12 protein-coding genes and 2 pseudogenes are annotated in these 16,688 nt (G+C 39.3%); 2 read left to right on the top strand and 12 right to left on the bottom strand.

The annotated features are described in order from the left end of the window. Positions 1–44 precede the first annotated feature (44 nt). The 7 genes and pseudogenes from PI95_RS20930 to PI95_RS20900 all read right to left on the bottom strand — a co-directional run bounded on the left by PI95_RS20930 (position 45) and on the right by PI95_RS20900 (position 9,281). Positions 45–3,416 carry a helicase-related protein gene (locus PI95_RS20930; protein ID WP_039737376.1) on the bottom strand — a complete coding sequence of 1,124 codons (3,372 nt, stop codon included), beginning with the start codon at positions 3,414–3,416 and terminating at the stop codon, positions 45–47. 31 nt (positions 3,417–3,447) lie between these two features. Continuing rightward, complete coding sequence (locus PI95_RS20925) at positions 3,448–3,828, bottom strand: four helix bundle protein (protein ID WP_039737377.1); 381 nt, start codon at positions 3,826–3,828, stop codon at positions 3,448–3,450. A 40-nt stretch (positions 3,829–3,868) separates the two neighbouring features. Next, positions 3,869–4,108: a type II toxin-antitoxin system VapC family toxin gene (locus PI95_RS20920; protein WP_236117133.1), complete on the bottom strand. Its 240-nt coding sequence runs from the start codon at positions 4,106–4,108 to the stop codon at positions 3,869–3,871. A gap of 149 nt (positions 4,109–4,257) precedes the next feature. Then, a complete protein-coding gene (locus PI95_RS20915; protein WP_039737378.1) occupies positions 4,258–4,497 on the bottom strand; it encodes a hypothetical protein in 240 nt (79 codons plus the stop codon). Between the two features lie 13 nt (positions 4,498–4,510). After that, positions 4,511–5,077, bottom strand: a pseudogene (locus PI95_RS20910) (Uma2 family endonuclease). A gap of 52 nt (positions 5,078–5,129) precedes the next feature. Further along, a complete protein-coding gene (locus PI95_RS20905) occupies positions 5,130–8,156 on the bottom strand; it encodes an Eco57I restriction-modification methylase domain-containing protein (RefSeq protein WP_039737379.1) in 3,027 nt (1,008 codons plus the stop codon). A 438-nt stretch (positions 8,157–8,594) separates the two neighbouring features. Beyond that, positions 8,595–9,281: an HAD family hydrolase gene (locus PI95_RS20900; protein WP_039737380.1), complete on the bottom strand. Its 687-nt coding sequence runs from the start codon at positions 9,279–9,281 to the stop codon at positions 8,595–8,597. A gap of 237 nt (positions 9,282–9,518) precedes the next feature. On the opposite strand from PI95_RS20900, the gene PI95_RS20895 reads away from it, so the two are divergent. Further along, positions 9,519–10,313, top strand: coding sequence for a glucosamine-6-phosphate deaminase (locus PI95_RS20895; RefSeq protein ID WP_039737381.1), 795 nt, complete (start codon positions 9,519–9,521; stop codon positions 10,311–10,313). Between the two features lie 52 nt (positions 10,314–10,365). On the opposite strand, the gene PI95_RS37230 is transcribed toward PI95_RS20895, so the two are convergent. From PI95_RS37230 to PI95_RS20875, 5 genes are all read right to left on the bottom strand, one after another. Next, the gene (locus PI95_RS37230; protein ID WP_039737382.1) at positions 10,366–11,475 is read right to left on the bottom strand and encodes a WGxxGxxG-CTERM domain-containing protein; all 1,110 of its coding nucleotides are present in this window, start codon (positions 11,473–11,475) and stop codon (positions 10,366–10,368) included. 256 nt (positions 11,476–11,731) lie between these two features. Next, positions 11,732–11,977 carry a hypothetical protein gene (locus PI95_RS20885; RefSeq protein WP_236117132.1) on the bottom strand — a complete coding sequence of 82 codons (246 nt, stop codon included), beginning with the start codon at positions 11,975–11,977 and terminating at the stop codon, positions 11,732–11,734. 206 nt (positions 11,978–12,183) lie between these two features. Next, positions 12,184–12,381, bottom strand: a complete 198-nt coding sequence (locus PI95_RS36085; RefSeq protein WP_039737385.1) for a hypothetical protein — start codon at positions 12,379–12,381, stop codon at positions 12,184–12,186. A 290-nt stretch (positions 12,382–12,671) separates the two neighbouring features. After that, on the bottom strand, positions 12,672–13,112 hold the full coding sequence (locus PI95_RS20880; RefSeq protein ID WP_039737386.1) for an HmpF-related protein: 441 nt from the start codon (positions 13,110–13,112) through the stop codon (positions 12,672–12,674). 118 nt (positions 13,113–13,230) lie between these two features. After that, positions 13,231–16,254 (bottom strand): valine--tRNA ligase, encoded by a 3,024-nt coding sequence (locus PI95_RS20875; protein ID WP_039737387.1) that lies wholly within the window; start codon positions 16,252–16,254, stop codon positions 13,231–13,233. Positions 16,255–16,297: 43 nt separating this feature from the next. On the opposite strand from PI95_RS20875, the pseudogene PI95_RS20870 reads away from it, so the two are divergent. Further along, positions 16,298–16,573: pseudogene (locus tag PI95_RS20870) on the top strand (GxxExxY protein); the annotation flags it as partial. Between the last annotated feature and the right edge of the window lie 115 nt (positions 16,574–16,688).

Raw genomic sequence — 16,688 nt, 5'->3', positions numbered from 1 at the left:
GCGACTGGCGAACCCGAAGGGTGAGGACTGAAGTCCTCATCAAATCACACGAATGCCTGACTACAAATAATTATAGGAATTGCTTGAAATAATGTAGGCAAGCTATTATCTTGCAACTGATGCATATTATGCTGACGATAAATGTGTATTAGCTGGTTAAACAATTCTTTGTCTGTAAAGCGATCGCGTCGCAGTTTGTTTAACTCTCGATTTACAGCTTGGTTCACAGAAGCGCGAAACGCTTTTTCTAAAATATTAACTTGAGCTTTTACATCTTCATCTGTAACTGACTTAAAAAATATCCTTAATTCCCGTAGAATATATCTTTGTCCTTGAGTCAAACGTTGGTTAAACTCTTTTTCTGCTTGACGATGCTTAACTTCTTCTGCAAATTGGCGTTTGACGCGCATGACAGCAGAATTATGGTCTGAAGGAAGTTTTAATGTAGGTGTCGTGTTATCAGCTTTAATTGCACCTAATATACGGGGGATATCTCTAGAAATTATGTTTCCCTTATCATCTAATAAAAATAATTGCTGATAGCCTTTGATATCAGGTCGATTTGGATCGGAAGCTTCGCAGAAAACGTATGTCCCCTTTTGCATGGAAAATTTAGCAGTACGAATACCATGCGGTAAATTGGCGATGCGTTCAAACTCTCCTGGGTCTTCTTTTTGTATTTTTCTGAGGATTTCTTCAGCTTCATTTAAATCTAAGAAATTCTCTTCATCTTCGATATCAAATAGACTCAACTGTTTGCCTTGTTGTTCGTAAATGGCATACATAGCTTCTTCGTTGAGTTGTTCTGTTTTGTCAAGAATAGCAGCATCTTCACCAATGGTATCATGAATTTCTTGAATTCTGTTTTTCAGCTTTTGTTTTAATCCTAAATTACGCTCGATGCCTAATTCTGGTAAAAAGTTATATCCATAAATGACATCTTTATCGCTGCCAATTCTGTCAATCCGACCAAAACGCTGAATTAGTTTAACTGGGTTCCAGTGCAAGTCGTAATTAATTATTAAATCGCCATCTTGCAGATTTAAACCTTCTGCTAAAACATCGGTAGCAATTAATGTATTTAATTCTGATTCTCCGGGTTTGAATTTATATTCTTTGTTGGCATTAGGGGCAAATCTTCCTACTAAACGTGTTTTATTTTTGTTCTTAGCGCTATAAATTACATCAATATCATCGCGTTTACTACCTGGATTTAAATTATCATGCAAATATTTTGCTGTATCGGCATATTGTGTAAAAATTAGGCGTTTTTTGTCTTTCAGATTGGGTTCAGATAACCACTTAATTAAAGTCTGTAATTTAGCATCTTTATCAGGGGTAATGGGTTCTACTAAATCCAAAATATTTCTAAACAGTTTAATATCATGTTCGATATGCTGTTGTAATCTTTCTGCATCAAAATCAGCCAAGTTATATTTATTAGATACCTGTTGCAATGCGTCCATCAAGTCCTGTTCTTCGTTATAATCTTCTGATAGTATTTGTGCTTCTTCTCCTACGGGGACAAATCCTTGAGACAGTGCTTTGAAAAAATTTTCATGCACTAGCAATAACTTTTTGATAGTTTCTTTAAAAGCGTAAACACTAGACTCAAAGCGCTTGAATAATAGCACCCGCATTAAACCGCGTAGGTTAGCACCTGCACGTTGCAAAGTGTTATAAGGTTCTTGCTTTTGTTTCGGTTTTAAAACGTAATTCCACAGTCCATAACGCGCATAGCTGAGTTCATCTGTTGGTACTTTTGACTTCTTTCCTCCTAGGGAAGGGGTTAGGGTTTTGCGAGATTTCCCTATGTATTCACGTAAATGCTGGTACAATCCTTGATAGGTATCTTCAATGCTGTACTCTATAGTTTCCAGTTCGCGTTTGGGGAAAAAGCGATGTTTACCACCAACAATAACGTAAGCACGTCGGGTTCCATCAAGGTATTGTTTAAAGTTAGCTGGGTCAACTTGTTGATGGGTTTTTGAGTCAAAACCGTAAAAACGTAAGATATGGTTGCGAGTGCGACGGATGAGAATATGAGAGAGTAATTCTGGTAATTTTTTCTCACCTTTTTCTACTAATTGAAAATATTCTTTTAAATTAGGTGGGTCTATCGGTAAGTCGGTTTTATCGTCTTGGTGGAATAACTTTAACTGGTGATAAATATCCCAAGCAGTTTTGTTGCGGGGAGTAGCTGTTAATAAACAACAACGTTTACCATTAGCTAAAAATGCTTCTACTACTTTATATCTTTGAGTGCTGTGATTTCGCAGGTTATGGCTTTCGTCTATTAAGAGAAAATCTCTATCTTTATATTTAAAATCATCTAATAAAAGTTTTACCCCGCTTTCGTCGTCTTCTCTTAACATTCCCATTGAAAGAACACGAGCATTTAACTGGTAAACTTCGTTATATCTTTCCCACATTTCTATTAGTGGTGCAGGGCAAATAATTAAAGGACGTGCGCGTTCTGTTTGTTCAAATCTTTTAACTATTGCAGCCCCGATAAAACTCTTTCCCAGCCCAACTACATCAGAAACAAATGCACCGCCATAATCTCTGATATTTTGCACGGCATGATTAACAGCTACTTTTTGAAAATCTGCTAATTGTTTGCTAATTTCGTCTTCTATCATTAAATCTTTTGGGGCTGTATCTTCTAATCTGTCTTTGACTAAAGTATAAAGAGTTTTCATGTAAACATCATAGGGACGGACTGGTGAAGCTGCCCAAGATTGTTTCATTTCTCTCATCAAGGCTTCATTAAAATCTTCCGCTTCATCCCACAATTCATCAAACCAAGAAGTTAATTCTGTATGGTTATCGTTACCGTGAATTACTACATTAAGTTCGGTATTATGGGTAATGCCGGAAAGGGTAAGATTTGATGAACCGACAATAGCAATGCCTTTTTCTGTACGTTCTAAGGCTCTACCTTTATTATCGTAAACGATACCGTAGTCAAAAATATAAGCTTTAGCGTGTAGAGTTCCTTTGGTGTAAACGCGGACAAAAAGTTGTTTTTCTTCTATCATCTGCACTAGATTTTTTACCAGTGTCTCGGCTTCATCTGTCTGATCCATTAATTCGATACTAGAACGGATATTAGCTGCTGTGTCGTTTGCCATCCGTTTTTCTTCACTGCGCTTGGGATATTTTTGCGCTTCGATTTTATCTTCAATTAATTCTAATCGTCGGTATCCTTGCGCTATTTGTTCAATAGTTTCGCGGTTGCTAGTATTGCCAATTAGCAAGCGTAATTCTTTAAGATGAGTGAGGGATTCTGCAATTGCGGTGAAGCCAGAAAGGAAGAAGTAACCGACTGCAAAATGAGCCGCTGATGATGAGTCGAGAATGCGCTTGATTTGGTCTACTAATTTTTGATTGCGATTGTCTATAATGTCATGCATAATTCATAATTCATAATTCATAATTCATAATTCATGATTTTGGTTTTTGCTTTAGCTTTAGCTTATTGATGGAAACGACTAGTATTTTACCGATTTCATTAGCCTCTTGAAGCAAGGAGTTAAACTTTGTCAAATGTACAGTTTCTGATTCAATTAAGATTTCTATCCAATATTGAGTTTCTCTACACTCTTTTAAGCTAATCTGTAACTTATGAATAAAATCAGCATTAGATTCAGCACTTTGAGCTTCTCGAACATTAGCACCTATCGAAGTTCCACTCCTTAACAATTGTTTGCCTAAAGTCCGACAAACCCCAGGTTTATCATCGAGAAAAGAGCAAGCTTTAATAATCCTAATTGCAAAATTTTTCGTTCTGTCATTAATTGAAACAAAGTTATTGCTACTCACCATTACACTCTTAAATTATAAATTATGAATTATAAATTATGAATTATGAATTACGAAAGCCTTTATCGTTATTAATAAATTGATTGCAGCTAACAGATAAAGCTGTCGCTGCATGAATTGCATCTGGTGTTTTTAGGCTAGTTGTTGCACGTAAATTTGCAGCTTGTCGTAGGATGAATTGACTAATAGGAATTAGTCGCATTCCTCCGGACAATAACAATTCTTCGTAAGCATTCATCAAAAATGTATCAGCGTTTCTTAAAGGAACAACTAAAGTTTCCATTAAGATTAATTCACTGCTAACAACCTCGATTTATCCTGCTTGAAGCTTTAACCATAGGGGTTGCAAAAGCGAGAAATAATTAGGATTCCACTCAACACTATAGATAACAGGTGAGGTGTCTACATATACGAGACTAGGGGAAGGAAGTATTAGCTGTCCCATGATTCCCGTTCTTCTCGTAGTTGCTTGTCTATTTCTTCAGCACTTTTTGCAGGACGTTTAGCGTGAACTTCTTCTAATATCTTTATTACAGAACGCTTTTTTGGTTCAGTTTTCTCTGGTAAAATCACAAATACATCAACACTATCGCCTATTTCAGCTTGTGGAATTTCGATTTCTATTTTGTTTCCTGGTAAAACTTTGGTTGTGATACGTAAAGCTGGTTGCATGATTTCTTAAACCTTATATCAGGACATCTTCGTAAATATCTGCCATTGTTAGGGTTAACCCTATTGAGTTTAATTTTAGATCATCACCTTTGCCCAAAGTCTGTATTGACCAATTTTCTTGAGCATCTTTACGATAAACTTCTATTTTGATTTCATCTTGAGAAACTAATACATATTCTTGCAAGCTTATCTTAGTTTGGTAATTAACGAGTTTTTATCGTCTGTCTGTAGTCTCAGTGCTTGGCGATCGCACCTCTATAATTAAACAGGGATAATTTAACAAAAAGCGGTCTTTATCTTCGGGGTCGCTCTTAACAATAACATCAGGATAGTAAAATATATTCTTGCCTTCATTAGCTAGTTCTATCCTCACTTTCATATCAGCCATAAAGACGCTACAAGAACCACCCCGCAAATGCGATCGCACTCTGCTGGCAATATTTAACGTAATTGTATTGTGTTCCTTGCTACCGCCAGACATAGCGAAGACTTGACCGGCGATATATTCATGGCGAATTTCGCTTTTATCTTCGGCTTTGAGGTATTCTTGAACAGTTAGGTAGGTTAATGGGACTGACATAACTAATTCATAATTAATAATTGATAATTTATAATTGTAGCTGAATCATGAATTATAAATTATAAAGAGCGGCGACTTGCTCATTTATTTCTTTCTCCCATGCTTCACAGTTAACGCCTTTTGCATCTAGGCATTTTTGGACTAGTTTAGATATGGCTTCTCGTTCTGTAGTTGAAGCGTTGGGAATAGAAAGTTGCGTTATATATTGACGGAATATCTGTATTCGACCTTTCTTTTCATCACTTGTTGTCCAACAAACTGTTTTCAACCACTCCCATACAGCAGCAGAGTTCAATATACCAAGTAAATAAAGGTCGTCTGAACAGATAAAGTAAATTGAGTTCAGCAAATAAAACCCATTGTTATCTAAAGTAAAGCGTGATTCTTTAGCAATGTCTGGATATATAATTTTAGGTTTATTAAATTCATCAAAATAAGCTACATTATCCTGAATTTCGTACCATTTATAACTACCCGGTTTACGTCCTATAGATTGCTGACTATTCATTTTAGGTGTTAATTCTTTTTGCCACTGCGCTAAATGAGCTTTGATAGCAGGATAAGCATTTATATCAATTCCTCGTCGCGTAAAAATTAACCATTTATCTTGATTGTTAATTCTCCACTGACGAACATCATCACCTACAGCTAATGGCTTAATAATTTCTGTACTTTTAGGGTCTTGTGCAATTAATTTTGCTCGTTTTGCACCATCAATTACAAATGCTTTATTAAACCCAGTCTTAACACCATAATAAATTTGACCATTAACATACTCACCTAACGGAATACCTGCTGCTTCCATCTTTTTTAGACGATTTGCAGAAGAGGTATCAGTTAGCGTCCAGTTTGAACCATTTAGAGCATTATTCGGTAAAGTTTCGCCTTTCTCTCGAATAATTGCTAAAACATCGGGATAAGGAGATTCTAAAGATTTAACTTGTGTGAAAATAGTTGATTTATTAGCTTTTCCATTCTGACCAATAAAAACCATTGGAAAAGTAGCAGCACTTTTAAATACTGGTAACTCTCCAAAATCTGTGATGCTGTGAACATGGCAAGTATCAGCAATATGCTTTCGCAATTTTTCCCCATACTTAGCGCGAAACCACTTATTAGAAGATATAAACGCCAACATTCCACCAGGTTTTAAAAGCTGCAAAGCACGGGCATAAAAGAAACAATATAAATCAGAGGTTCCAGTATAAACAGCCGGGTAAACCTTTTGTAATGTCGGCTTTAAATCTTTAATTAATTCCTGTCTTACATACGGTGGATTTGCTACTTGAATATCAAACCCACCATCTGCAAACACTTCTGCAAACTCTACAGCCCAATCAAACCCAGCTACCTTGGTACTACCATGAGTTACTAAGGCAATTTGAGTTTTTAACTGATTAATTTCCTCTTCTAACTTTCGCTTTTTACCACCTTCATGAGTTCGCATATATTCAGCTTTCTTTTGGCGATATTGGCTGATAAATTCAGACCTAACCATCCCTGTGGTTGCAGGACTAGGCGCAATCAAACTATCTCCAACTTCGATTTTATATTTGAGATTGGGTAGCGGTGGCGGGTTATCTCCTTCGTATTCCACCGCTAGCGATAGCCACAACCTTAATCGAGCAATATTGACTGCAAAAATGTCAATATCTACACCATAAAGATTATTCTCTAAAATATCTAACTTGCGTTCATATACTGTTTTTGAATCTAGTCCTTTATTCGCAAATAAACATTGACGTAAATCTAATAACTCGTGAAGCATTCCTAGTATATAAGCGCCGCTACCTGCCGCCAAGTCGCAACATTTAACGCGCCGCAATGCTTCTAAAATTGCCTCTGGATTATTAATATTATCGGGAATATGCTCATCTACAAATTGTGCGATCGCATCGGCTTTATCTCCGGAAACCTGAGTTTTGATATACCCTTTCAAAGCTTCCCGACACATGAAAGATACAATCGGTTTGGGAGTATAATAACTTCCAGATTCATGCCTTCCTGTTACGAGTTCCTCGAAGACTTTACCCAGCATTTCTGGGTCTACCGCTACCTCGACATCTAGCGGTGTACTCTCTGTAACCGTGAAAGCAAAACGTTGAAATAAGTCGTGAAGAATACTGTCTATACAATCATCTGGGATGATAATTTGAGGATTTTTATCATCTTCATCTTGCTCAAAAAGACCACCATTTAAATAAGGAACAGTACCAATTAACTCTTTAAGAAAACCGCCGTTATTGATTCCGGCTATATCGTGTTCTTGAGGATTATTTAGTCCAAAAAAGAAAAGGTGTGAAAGTCTATCTCTATAAAAGTTTTTGTTTGATGTGCCGGATTCATCTTGATAAGCTGACCACAAAGCTGATAAATAATCAGTTTCTCCTTTAAATTTCAGCCAACCTTTTTTCTGAATAAAGCCAATAAACATCAAACGGTTAAATAGCTTTTGGGTGAATAAACGCTTACGTTCATCTCCTCCCATTCCTTGAATTAATTTTTCAACTTTCTCAAATGTTTGACGATACTGTTTAAAGAATTCCTGAGTTACTTTTTCAACATCAAACGCTTCATCATGGCATGTCTGAATATCTAAAGGTGATGCATCTGGCTTGATTAACTCCAAATCCAACAAACTTATTCTTTCTGTTGCTGTGCGTAATTGTTCACCTTCTCCAACGGTAATGCGACGGAATAATTTACGCTTTTGAGCCGAATTGTCATACTTAACATTGAGAAAGTGCCACCGCGATTGTGATTTATTGGAAAATACAAATAAAGCGTAGGGATGTTCTTTCAGAAGATTATTGACAACGCTTCTTTCGCTTTGTCTGGATAAATTTTCTGATTTTAAACGCGCATAAATAATATGGAAAGCGTTGTTTGCACCCCCGGAAGCTAATAATAAGGGTTCGTCTAGCAGTTCATTTTTGACTGCATCTGTTAATTTTCGTACTCCAAGCTGTTTATTAACTCTTTCGTAGTTTAATTGACTCCAAAATAATTTTTTGAGTACATCAAGGCTTTTCAAATTTTGCAGCGAATTTGAGATAGACTGCATTTCTAATACAGACATATATATAAACCCTGTGCTAGTTATGTATTTTTATAAAAATATGTGCAACAAAGCACCTACCCTTCCTGGGTAGTTCCATATGTACAAAGCCATCTTCAGAGAAAACGTATCAGTATAATCCGCAGACATGGATTACTCTGAGTCGTCAGGATGACTAGGGAAAAATTATCAAAAATGATTATTTTTTATTGCAAACAGTAATACATAGGCGCTATCCTGCTTGAAATTGAATTTATGTGAAAATTTTGTTGAAGGGATATGTATATTACCTTACTAAGCTTCATCTAAACTTTAACTGATACTGTAAGAATACAGTGCAGTGAATATGCTGATATTTTAAATGACAAAAAAAGCTTCTCTGTGAAAGTAGGGAAGCTTTATACAGATATTGTAGAGATTGCTTTGTCTGGGGGCTGGGTGTTTGTTGATTCCTTCTATTTATGTGGGGTTAGCGATCGCACTCACATCCTCATCAATCAACGAATTTAGCAAAGTCCACAGTTGCAAGTCTGCAAAATCAGAAATCGCCATAAATGCGCCAATTTCTTGTAATACTGAAGCGTCGTGGGTCGAGGTGATACCGATGGTGCGTAAACCTGCACCAACAGCAGAACGAATACCTGAGGGAGAATCTTCGAGTGCGATCGCATCCGCTGCTTGTATCCCCAAATTATTCATTGCAACTAGATAAGGTGCAGGATCGGGTTTACCTGTTATATCTTCTCCTGCAATCACCACTGTATGAAAAGCTTCTTTAATTCCTAAAATTTCTAGCAGAAATTCTACATTTAATCTAGGGGCATTAGTTACTAAAGCTCGTTTTAATTGATGTGTCTTTGTCCATTCTATAAGTTGAGAAAATCCGGCTAGCGGTTGCAAATCTGCGGCAAATTCGCGAAAAAGCGCTTCTTTTTCTTCGGCAAGTTTTACCCCCTCTTCTAGTAATAATTGTGGCAGGATGTCTTTGATAATTGCTGGGTTAAGCCGTCCACTCATTCTTAATTTGTATAAGTTTTCGTCAATTTCCATGCTGTAATTTTTAAGCATTTCCCGCCACGCTATGTAGTGGATAGGATCAGTATTAACAATAGTTCCGTCTAGGTCAAAGAGAATTGCAGTCAGCATGGTGTTTTGCTTTAATGTAAAATATTGTAAAGTTGATGTAGATAGTTTACATTGTTGTTTTGTTCTTGTTAATCAGGAAAAAGAAATATGATTAATATCATGTCCGATAAATCATATATATTGTAGAGACGTTCCGGTATATTGTAGAGACGTTCGGTGCGGAACGTCTCTACGGGATTGCGGTGTTTTTATTACTGTCTTAATTCTGACAATTTTGACCAAATTCCTTGTAATCGAATGTTATCCGCTACAAAATTTTTTCGCGTCGATGATCTGACGGTGCAGATTTACAATTCTGAAACCGAAATGGCGCAAGATGCAGCAGAAATCGCCCAAAAGTATTTACAAGACATTTTGACTTCAAGAGATTCTGCGACTATATTATTAGCGACTGGTAATTCTCAACTGAAATTTCTGGATGCTTTGATAAAGTTAGGTGGTGTAGATTGGTCACGAGTGACGATGTTTCATCTAGATGAATATTTAGGAATTGCTGCTGACCATGCTGCGAGTTTTCGACGCTATTTGCAAGAGCGTGTAGAGAAGCGGGTACAGCCTAAGCAATTTCATTATATAGAAGGTGATGCATTACAACCTTTGGCAGAGTGCGATCGCTATACCAATTTACTCAAAGCACAACCAATTGATTTATGCTGTCTCGGTATTGGTGAAAACGGACACATCGCTTTTAACGATCCATCTGTAGCAAATTTCCAAGATTCATATAGCGTTAAATTGGTAAAACTGGATGCAGCAAACCGACAACAACAAGTCAACACTGGTTATTTTCCTCATCTGGAAAATGTACCCCAGTACGCTTTTACCCTCACCATCCCAATGATTTGCTCTGCAAAAAAAATTATCTGCCTAGCACCTGAAAAACGTAAAGCTCAGGTAGTAAAGCAGATGTTGCAGGAGTCAATTAACATTAAATGTCCCGCTTCTATATTACGTCAACAACCGCAGGCGACGTTATTTTTAGATGTGAATTCTGCTACGGCAGCATTTTTAGAGTCAGAACTCACAAGCTAGAAGTTATAACTTCGACTTCTAACTTGTGAATTCTAATTAAATGCCGACTAAATTAATATTTAGAGCGAGAACTTGTGACTTCATTAGGATCGCGGTAAACTTTAGGTTCTTCTTTTTTGCGAACTAAACCTGCTAAACCACCAAGACCAAGCAATCCTAGCCAACCCCAGTTAGAATGGCGATCGCGTCTTACTTGAGTGGAAGTCGTGGTAGTAGTATTTGTACCAGTACCCGTTGTGCCACTGCCTGTAGTGTCGGTTGTACCAGTACCCGTTGTGCCCGTTGTACCACTGCCCGTGGTGTCGGTTGTACCAGTACCTGTTGTGCCTGTACCCGTGCTATCTGTTCCCGTAGTGCCAGTACCAGTACCGCTTGTGCCTGTACCCGTGCTATCTGTTCCCGTAGTGCCAGTTGTGCCTGTACCCGGAATGCCACCTGTACCAGTGCCTGTTGTATCAGTGCCAGTGCCTGTTGTGCCGGTGCCTGTTGTACCAGTGCCAGTGCCAGTTGTGCCGGTGCCTGTTGTACCAGTGCCAGTGCCAGTTGTGCCGGTGCCTGTTGTACCAGTGCCTGTTCCATAAGTACCTGTGCCGGTGCCTGTTGTACCAGTGCCTGTTCCATAAGTACCTGTGCCGGTGCCTGTTGTACCAGTGCCTGTTCCATAAGTACCTGTACCAGTACCGGTTGTACCTGTGCCTGTTCCTGTTGTACCAGTGCCTGTTCCATAAGTACCTGTTGTACCAGTGCCTGTAGTGCTAGTACCTGTTGTACCAGTGCCTGTACCAGTACCGGTTGTACCTGTGCCAGTTCCATAAGTGCCTGTACCAGTACCGGTTGTACCTGTGCCAGTTCCATAAGTGCCTGTACCAGTACCGGTTGTACCTGTGCCAGTTCCTGTTGTACCAGTACCAGTACCGGTTGTACCTGTGCCAGTTCCTGTTGTACCAGTACCAGTACCGGTTGTACCTGTGCCAGTTCCTGTTGTACCAGTACCAGTACCTGTTGTACCAGTACCAGTACCTGTTGTACCTGTTGTACCAGTGCCACTACCGCTACCTGAACTTCCAGTTTGAGCAGAAACAGACGGAGGTAAAGATATAGAAGCTAAACTGACGGCAAAGACACTAGCCAAAACGGTTTTAGATAAGTCAAAAGGCTTCATGTTTATTTTTCCCTTTAAAGTTTTGGATTTCTTGAGATTATTGATTGGAGAAAACGGCGATATCAATTTAATCAGCTTTATTAAATATTATGAACTTATGCGAAGTTCGGCATCTTACTTAAGTTATGCAAAAGAAAGTTTTAAAATATTTTCAGAAATCAAATTGAAAATTTCCCTAGATATTGTATAGGCATTGAAACAATTAAACAAAATTCTTTCTTTGTGCATAAATATTCGCAGCGCGATCGCGCTCCGGTCACTTGCTGCAACCATCTGAAGGTTGATATTTGATATTGTTTCGAGAACTGACTGCATTTTTGAAACCAGACAAGCAAGCTTCAAGGTCAGGACAGTCTTCACACTTAAGTTCTTTTCCTGGATTCTTACAGCCACAGTCCGGATTTATGAAACATTCAGAAGGATTTTTAGGTTTAAATGATTTTTGGAAGATAAACTCTAAAGCTGCTTCTTGTAAACAAAAAATAATGTCTCGCGTCATCATAAAATTTATCCTTTGAATATATTAATAATTTAGAATCAACTACGCAAAAAAATATTGCCAGTTCCTTAATTTTTGTAGCGATAATTCATGAATTATCGCTACTGACGATATGTTTTGCGCTCATTTATGAGATCATCTAATTTCTGTCAGGCAATAACAACATATTGCACCAGCCAAAAAATTTAGCTTATAAAAAGGTACAAACGCTAATTAGCTACATTAAGAGTCCATGCAGAAATGATGTCTTCTATGACAACTTCTCTTTTCTGAGAATTTTTATTTTCAGCTACTAGGACTTGAAGCGTAGTTGTATAGACGTTATCGATTAATTGGTGTCCATAACCGATCACTTTGCCCAGATATCCATTTTTTTTATTTAGGACGTAATCTCCAATGTTAAACATAATTGTCTCCCCAGCCAAAAAGAATTTATTGATGATGTTTATACATTCTCTATGGCTTTGCAAATTACAACTTCATACTAAAAGCATGTCTTATATCAAACTTAAGGAGTATTTTTATATTTATTTTTATTATAAATATTTTTTAATTAAAAGTATTTGGTTATACAAATATTCTTGATAAAACACGCACCTCTGCCTATGGGAAGATATTTTAAACACGAGAGAGATAGAAAACTGTTACCTTTGTTGTCTAGAACCTATTTCCACTGCGATTAACTGATAACTGTAATTTAACCACAATCATCCTCGCGCTGATTACCGTTTTTATCGCGTTTGAGACTTTCTTCTAGAGCTTGAATTTGCTCTCTCCGCGCTTCTAACTCTAGGGAACGACGCGCTAGTTCTTGGTTTTGCAAAGTTAAAGATTGACGCCATTGTTCTGCTCTTTCGGCTTCTTGATGCAAAAATTCCGGAGTGATGCCAGTGGTGAGGTAGGTTTGTACCAGATCCATTACCCAATTGGTGGCATCTTCGAGTCTTTCGATGTCTCCTGTGGAGGAAAGCTCAACTAAAACGAGCAATTTCTCAGTTATAGAGCTGCCTTTTCCCAGGAGAATGAAAGCTTCTTCTGGGATTATCGCCCAGAAGCTGTCAGCTTCCTGACGTGCCAACAAACGCAACTGGTGCTGATCGAGAAATTTGTTTTTATGCACCTGAGCTAGATAGAGCATGATGGTAAAAGTTAAAAGTTAAGAGTGAGGAGTGAGGAGTTTTAAGTTTTGAGTTTTGAATTAAAAACAAAATTCAACTCATAACTCATAACTCATAACTCCTAACTCTCACTTTTAGTTATGCTAAACCACGCAGGCGATCGCGCAAAATTTCTGCTTGTTTTTCAGCTTCTGCTAAAGCATCCCGCGTTGCTTGCACTACCTCAGCTGCGGCTTTATCCACAAATTTGGGATTATTTAACCGGGTAGTGAGTGAGTTAATTTCCCCTTCTATTTTGCTGAGGCGTTTTTGTATTTTGCCACTTAATGCCTCTATATCTACCACACCCGTTAAAGGAAGTAGCACTTGTACTGTACCAACAACACCAGCGATCGCTTCAGTAGTCTCTTGTGGCTGTGGTGATTCTATCACCCGCATATTAGTATCAGTAGTCGGCTTGAACCACGCACCCCATAACTTTTGTCTAGCTTTAGCCATGACTAAATTTTGGCTGACAAACCAAGTCGTATAACCAAGACCAACCATTTGAAAGAAAGTTCCTAAAATAGGAATATCGTTAATTTCATCTCCAATAACCAAAGCCAACCGAGTAAAAACAAGCACCACAATAATCAAACCAATTGTCTTCAAACCTCTCAAAGGGTTTTTCGCAACTACGGTTTGTTGATGTTCGCCAGCTATAGTTAAAGTCTCAACCTTTGCCAAATCTTTAATATAAGACTGTCCAGAGGTAAGAATTTCTCGTTCTTTTAAGCTGTCGCTTTGCAAATTCACCGTTACCTTCACCCCTGGCTTCACATCCGCTTCAGCTCGCAAATTCCGAATTGTGCGGATAGTACCAATCAGCAATTCAAATTGTTCTTCTAGGTTGGGATCGATTAAATTTGTCTCTACCTCTGGATAGCTTTGTAAAGATATCGTTTGCGGTGATTCTTCTGGTTGTTGGGTGAGAGTTTGCCAAATTTCCTCAGTGATGTGAGGCATTAAAGGATGAAGTAGTTTTAAAATGCCTTCCAACACATAAGCTAAGGTTTGCTGTGCGACTTTACGCGATGCAGGATCGGCATCTTTTTGCAAGCGAGATTTCACCAATTCAATATACTGGTCGCAGAAATCACCCCATATAAATTCGTAAAGTCCTTTTGCCGCTTCACCTAGTCCGTAGTTGTCGATGTTATTGCGGGTTTGTTTAATAACTTGGTTGTACCGGGAGAGAATCCAGCGATCGCTCAGTTCGAGGGATGGCAAAGACTCTTTCCCAGTCACCAGTCCCCAGTCCCTAGTCCCCAATCCATCCAAATTCATCATCACAAATCGCGCTGCATTCCACAACTTGTTAGCAAAGTTGCGCGATGCTTCCACCGATGCTGATTCATCCTTTTTGCGATCGTACTCCAAGCGGATATCTTGACCAGCACCCGCTACTTCCCGAACTAAAGTGTAGCGCAGAGCATCAGTGCCATATTTGTCAATCAGCAACAGCGGATCGATGCCATTACCTTTACTCTTAGACTGCTTCTGCCCATTTTCATCTAATACTAACCCGTGGATGTAAACATCTTTAAATGGCATTTGCCCCGTAAAATGCCCACCCATCATTGTCATTCTGGCTACCCAGAAAAAGATGATGTCAAAGCCAGTTACTAAAGTACTGGTGGGGTAATAAGTTGCTAAATCCTGAGTTTGTTCGGGCCATCCTAAAGTCGAAAAGGGCCACAATCCCGCAGAAAACCAGGTATCCAACACATCTGGCTCTTGTTGTAGCTTGACATTTTCCCCAAATTGTGATTTAGCTTTATCCCAAGCTTCGGCTTCTGATTTTGCCACAATAAATGGCGTATTGTCCTTAATTTCGCCGTCGGTTTCACTAACAGCATACCAAGCCGGGATTTGGTGTCCCCACCATAATTGGCGAGAAATACACCAATCTTTCAACTTCACCAACCAATCACGATAAACCTTAGTCCAGCGTTGGGGGACAAACTCCGGGGAATTTTTCTCATCGAGAAATTCCAGCGCTTGATCTGCGAGGGGGCGAATTTTGACAAACCATTGAGTAGAGATGAGAGGTTCAATGGGGACTTTTCCGCGATCGCTATAAGGAACGCTATGCTTATAATCTTCCACCTTCACCAAAAAGCCGTCAGTTTCCAAGCGAGAAACCACATTTTTTCTTGCCTCAAAGCGGTCTTGTCCTTGGAACTCGCCAGCATTTTCGTTGAGAGTCCCATTTTTATTCATAATATTGATCAACGGCAGATTGTGACGCTTACCCATTTCAAAATCATTCGGATCATGTGCCGGAGTTATCTTTACGCAACCGGTGCCGAAAGTCGGATCAACAAACTCATCACCAATAATCGGAATTTCTCGCTGCATAATTGGCAAAGTCACAGTTTTACCAATTAAATGCTTATATCTCTCATCATTAGGATTAACCGCCACAGCCGTATCACCCAGCATCGTTTCTGGTCGCGTTGTCGCCACTTCTACATCACCAGAACCGTCAGTTAGCGGATAGCGGAAGTGCCAAAGATGACCATTAACCTCTTGATTTTCCACCTCGACATCAGACACCGCTGACTGCGAAGCCGGACACCAGTTTACCAAATACTCACCGCGATAAATCAGCTTTTCTTCGTAAAGTTGAACAAAAGCTTCTAAAACAGCTTTCGATAAACCCTCATCCAAAGTAAACCGTTCCCGCGACCAGTCAACCGAGACACCCAAACGTCGCAACTGATTAACAATCGCTCCCCCAGATTCCTGCTTCCATTGCCAAGCGCGTTCGAGAAACTTCTCACGTCCTAAATCGTAGCGAGTTTTACCTTCTGCCTTAAGTTGATTTTCCAGAATTGTTTGTACGGCGATACTGGCGTGGTCGGTTCCGGGTAGCCATAAGGTGTTGCATCCCTTCATGCGGTGATAGCGCACCAAAGTATCCATTAGCACATCCCCGAAGGCATGACCCATGTGTAAGCTGCCGGTGACGTTTGGTGGGGGAATCACGATGCAGTAGGGTTCGCCACCTTTGTTGGGGTCTGCTTTGTAAATTTGGTTTTCTTCCCAAAACTTTTGCCATTTGGCTTCGGTGGAGAAGGGGTCGTAGAGACTGGGGAGATTTGAGTTTGTTGCGGTCATGCTGGGAAAACTAAGGAAGATGGACTTTAATAAATTTTGCCATATGGAAACGAACCGCAGAGGCGCAGAGGGCGCAGAGAGAAGAGAGTTAGGAGAGGATATGTATCGGCTGACGGGGGAGGTGATTGGTGCAGCGATTGAGGTGCATCGGCTGTTGGGACCTGGATTTCTGGAGGAGGTGTATCATAAGGCGCTGAAGGTGGAATTTGAGATGCGGGGCATACCTCATAAATCTAAACATCCAGTAGCAGTAAATTATAAAGGACGTCCCATTGGCGAGGGACAATTAGATTTTCTCGTTGGCGATGTTTTAATAATTAGACCTCTTGCATAAATCAAAAATAAAGAACCCCACCCCGCATTTGAAGAGCGCAAACGCTCCCCTCCCCGCAAGCGGGGAGGGGTTGGGGGTGGGGTATTAGGGAATGAGTGCA

Origin of the sequence: Hassallia byssoidea VB512170, assembly GCF_000817785.2 — a bacterium.
GTDB classification, from domain to species: domain Bacteria; phylum Cyanobacteriota; class Cyanobacteriia; order Cyanobacteriales; family Nostocaceae; genus Hassallia; species Hassallia carrinoi.
The sequence above is the reverse complement of the archived record's forward strand: the minus strand, read 5'-3'. Positions and strand labels throughout refer to the sequence as shown.

Bases quoted from the DNA above. Each gene is read 5' to 3' on its own strand.
- PI95_RS20930 (WP_039737376.1), bottom strand. From the start codon at position 3,416: ATGCATGACATTATAGACAATCGCAATCAAAAATTAGTAGACCAAATC.
- PI95_RS20925 (WP_039737377.1), bottom strand. From the start codon at position 3,828: ATGGTGAGTAGCAATAACTTTGTTTCAATTAATGACAGAACGAAAAAT.
- PI95_RS20920 (WP_236117133.1), bottom strand. From the start codon at position 4,108: ATGGAAACTTTAGTTGTTCCTTTAAGAAACGCTGATACATTTTTGATG.
- PI95_RS20915 (WP_039737378.1), bottom strand. From the start codon at position 4,497: ATGCAACCAGCTTTACGTATCACAACCAAAGTTTTACCAGGAAACAAA.
- PI95_RS20905 (WP_039737379.1), bottom strand. From the start codon at position 8,156: ATGTCTGTATTAGAAATGCAGTCTATCTCAAATTCGCTGCAAAATTTG.
- PI95_RS20900 (WP_039737380.1), bottom strand. From the start codon at position 9,281: ATGCTGACTGCAATTCTCTTTGACCTAGACGGAACTATTGTTAATACT.
- PI95_RS20895 (WP_039737381.1), top strand. From the start codon at position 9,519: ATGTTATCCGCTACAAAATTTTTTCGCGTCGATGATCTGACGGTGCAG.
- PI95_RS37230 (WP_039737382.1), bottom strand. From the start codon at position 11,475: ATGAAGCCTTTTGACTTATCTAAAACCGTTTTGGCTAGTGTCTTTGCC.
- PI95_RS20885 (WP_236117132.1), bottom strand. From the start codon at position 11,977: ATGATGACGCGAGACATTATTTTTTGTTTACAAGAAGCAGCTTTAGAG.
- PI95_RS36085 (WP_039737385.1), bottom strand. From the start codon at position 12,381: ATGTTTAACATTGGAGATTACGTCCTAAATAAAAAAAATGGATATCTG.
- PI95_RS20880 (WP_039737386.1), bottom strand. From the start codon at position 13,112: ATGCTCTATCTAGCTCAGGTGCATAAAAACAAATTTCTCGATCAGCAC.
- PI95_RS20875 (WP_039737387.1), bottom strand. From the start codon at position 16,254: ATGACCGCAACAAACTCAAATCTCCCCAGTCTCTACGACCCCTTCTCC.